5 protein-coding genes are annotated in these 2,741 nt (G+C 59.1%); 2 read left to right on the top strand and 3 right to left on the bottom strand.

Annotation, left to right across the window (positions count from 1 at the left end; all coding sequences use genetic code 11):
• The coding region (locus AAFX91_RS40645; protein WP_394570241.1) for a hypothetical protein at positions 1–69 on the bottom strand (69 nt) is incomplete at its 3' end.
• A 405-nt stretch (positions 70–474) separates the two neighbouring features.
• Between AAFX91_RS40645 and AAFX91_RS40650 the strand changes: the two genes are divergently transcribed.
• Both AAFX91_RS40650 and AAFX91_RS40655 read left to right on the top strand, forming a co-directional pair.
• Positions 475–909, top strand: a complete 435-nt coding sequence (locus AAFX91_RS40650; RefSeq protein ID WP_394570240.1) for a response regulator — start codon at positions 475–477, stop codon at positions 907–909.
• A gap of 8 nt (positions 910–917) precedes the next feature.
• A complete protein-coding gene (locus AAFX91_RS40655; protein ID WP_130231348.1) occupies positions 918–1,331 on the top strand; it encodes an arsenate reductase family protein in 414 nt (137 codons plus the stop codon).
• A 125-nt stretch (positions 1,332–1,456) separates the two neighbouring features.
• On the opposite strand, the gene AAFX91_RS40660 is transcribed toward AAFX91_RS40655, so the two are convergent.
• Entirely contained in the window at positions 1,457–1,690 is a 234-nt protein-coding gene (locus AAFX91_RS40660; protein WP_207231180.1) for a hypothetical protein, read from the bottom strand.
• A 215-nt stretch (positions 1,691–1,905) separates the two neighbouring features.
• Positions 1,906–2,259 (bottom strand): hypothetical protein, encoded by a 354-nt coding sequence (locus AAFX91_RS40665; protein ID WP_130231350.1) that lies wholly within the window; start codon positions 2,257–2,259, stop codon positions 1,906–1,908.
• Positions 2,260–2,741 lie beyond the last annotated feature (482 nt).

Here is a 2,741-nt window from a genome sequence, read left to right on the forward strand (position 1 = left end):
GTTCTGCGAGGTGGTCGACTTGCCGATGCCACCCTTGCCGTAGAACGCGATTTGTCTCAGTGAAGACATGTTGCTCTGCATCAACCGATTTGCCAAAGTTTGCGCGCTGGCTCGCGCGCCAGCTTTGTTTCTCTCTCAGAAACGAGGCACACGGGTTCAAGGGAAGGAGAGCATCGCTCGTCTTGCGCGTCTGCGTGCACTCAGCCCTCACTCAGTGTTGCTGCATCGTAATAGCAACCCCCGTGCCAAGGCTGTCCACGCTCTTTAAGCTTCTGATTTCGCGTTGAAAAACCAGCGAGCCCGCGGATGACACCAGGTGTTTTGAAGGTGACAGCAATTGTGCCGCTGTCAGAAGCCGAACAAGGATCGCAAGCATCAAACGGGCAAAAGCCGGCTTGGCGCGGGCCCTTTCGATGCGTTCATGCGTGGAACGGAAATTGCTAATTTCTCATACAAGCCGCTTGGAGAGCGATAATGCAGATGGGCGTCGAAACCTCGAAGGCGGAAGACCAGCGACCGGTCTTCGTGGTCGATGATGACGAAATCACCCGGGTGGCTTTGCAGCTTATGCTGCACGATGAGATCGAAACGCACGAGCTTGCAACGCCTGAAGAGGCTTTTGTCAGGGGCGTCGATTGGTTGAAGCCCGATCTGGTGCTGCTCGGCGCCTCCTTTTTCAAACAAAAGGGGCCGCCGTTGATCGGCCAATTGGCGGCCCATTTTTCCGAGGTGCGGATCCTGATCGTCTGCGAGAAATCCGACGAGGCCACCGCGGCCGAAGGCATCAAGGCGGGCGCGCACGGCGTGCTTATCAAGCCTCTCACCTTGGAAGCCGTCCGCAAGAAGGTCGATGGTATTCTCGAACGCGGCGCCACCGCGCCCATCGTGCAGCTCAGGGTGCTGAATTAGGCCACGCCATGGCGACGATCATTTTCTATCAAAAACCCGGCTGCGCCACCAACGCGCGCCAGATGCAGGCGCTGAAGGCCGCGGGCCACCACGTGATTGCCAAGGATATCTTGAAGGAGCCGTGGCGCGCGGAGCAACTGCGCCAGTTCTTCGGCAATACGCCGGTCGGATCCTGGTTCAACCGCGCCGCGCCCCGTATCAAGTCAGGCCAAATCAATCCCGACATAAGCGACGCGGCGAGCGCACTCGCGCTGATGCTGAGCGATCCGCTCCAGATAAGGCGCCCGCTGATCAACGCCGACGGCGCAAGATGCGCAGGATTCGATCATGAGCCCGTGCTGTCGCTGCTTGGGCGGAGCATGCAGGACGATCTCGAGCGATGCTCGAGCGAGGCAGCCGGAGGGTACTGCCGGAGCGGGTGAGCTACGCTACTCGCTAGTTTAACGAGAGGCGAAGAAAGCGGAGTTTCCCCGCTCCCCTTTCTTCGGGCGCGGCAGCAGGCTCGCTGAAGACGATCGGGGCTCTACACGCGCGTCTATAATTTTAATTAGGGTTGATGAAAAAGCCCCAAGGTGCAGCCCGCCAATGCGGTCATCGCGGCGGAGCCGGCACATTCGCCGATGCTGAATTGCGCGTGAAAGCCGGACATCAGTGGACGCTTCGCTGCACGTTCCAGTTCGACCGCATCGACATTCGTAGTGACATCGATCAAGCCGAGCGAGGCGCCGAAGGGCTGTTTCATGTCGCCCCACAACAAATTGGCGGGGCGGCCGGACGCCATGGAGGACGTGCCGAGTCCGTCCCTACAGCACCGCCCCGCCTGCGACCGGTGATGGTGCCCCGAATGAAGCAAGCGATGTGCCGATTTTGAAAGTTGGCTACAGTCGCTTCGTACTGGGTGTGTGTAGCGTCATGTGGTGGATTTTGGTCTCAAAGCCGACAAAACGACCCGCTCTAGTTCAGTGCGCCCGAAAGCTCCGCCAAGCGGTGTCACTATCAGCGGTGTGTGATCACGTCGGGGTTGTCGACCACCATGTCGAGCAGCGTGTCCTCGACCATGCGGCAATCCACGCCCTTGATCCGGACGCGGCGAGCATCGCCGTGCCGGAATACAACCCAATCGCCGGCCTTGACATCCTGGCCGTGGAAATAGGTGCCGGTCTGCGGCTCATGCTTGAAGGCGGTCTTGCCCTTCTTGAGCACCAGGCCGACGGTGTCCTGCCAGACTGATTCCTTGATCGCGCCGGTCGACAGGATGAGCCCGCCATCGATCTTCTCCGGCTCGATGTAGATGCTGACCCCTTTGTTGTTCAGCAGCTCGATGGTGCACAGATCGCCAACGAGCTTCATCAGCTCGGCCCTTCTCGTCCTCCGAATTGGAACGGCGTTCCAATGTCGAAACACGTACCATCCCTCTCCTCCTGGTCTTTCAGGATGTCTTCCAGCGTCTAAGCGAGCAGGTGCGCAGCGGCGGCGGGCGCCTTTACCCCACATTGCGCTGATACTGGCGCCCATCTGTGAGCTTGCCGGACGTGATGGCGTCGATCGCCTTCTTATTTAGCTCATCAAGCTTAGCCTTCGGCGTTCGGCTAGATTGGTATCGATGATGACGCTCATTTACGGCCCGCCCACTCGTTTCCGAGCCAATTACAGGAGCGCCATGCGAGTCAGCGGCCATCTGACAAAGAAATGGCCGCCTGCGTTGCCACAAGCGGCCGAAGTCTAGGGAGGAAACGCCCAAGGAGGGCAGGACGCAGCCTAGCATTACAGTTGTAATTGACTGAGGATTCTGAATCCATGGGCAACCATGATTCGAAGATCGTGGACGCAGG

It is taken from the genome of Bradyrhizobium sp. 31Argb, from assembly GCF_043638955.1.
Taxonomy (GTDB): domain Bacteria; phylum Pseudomonadota; class Alphaproteobacteria; order Rhizobiales; family Xanthobacteraceae; genus Bradyrhizobium.

Coding starts and splice junctions, on each gene's coding strand:
- AAFX91_RS40665 (WP_130231350.1), bottom strand. CDS start 2,259: ATGAAGCTCGTTGGCGATCTGTGCACCATCGAGCTGCTGAACAACAAA.
- AAFX91_RS40660 (WP_207231180.1), bottom strand. CDS start 1,690: ATGGCGTCCGGCCGCCCCGCCAATTTGTTGTGGGGCGACATGAAACAG.
- AAFX91_RS40655 (WP_130231348.1), top strand. CDS start 918: ATGGCGACGATCATTTTCTATCAAAAACCCGGCTGCGCCACCAACGCG.
- AAFX91_RS40650 (WP_394570240.1), top strand. CDS start 475: ATGCAGATGGGCGTCGAAACCTCGAAGGCGGAAGACCAGCGACCGGTC.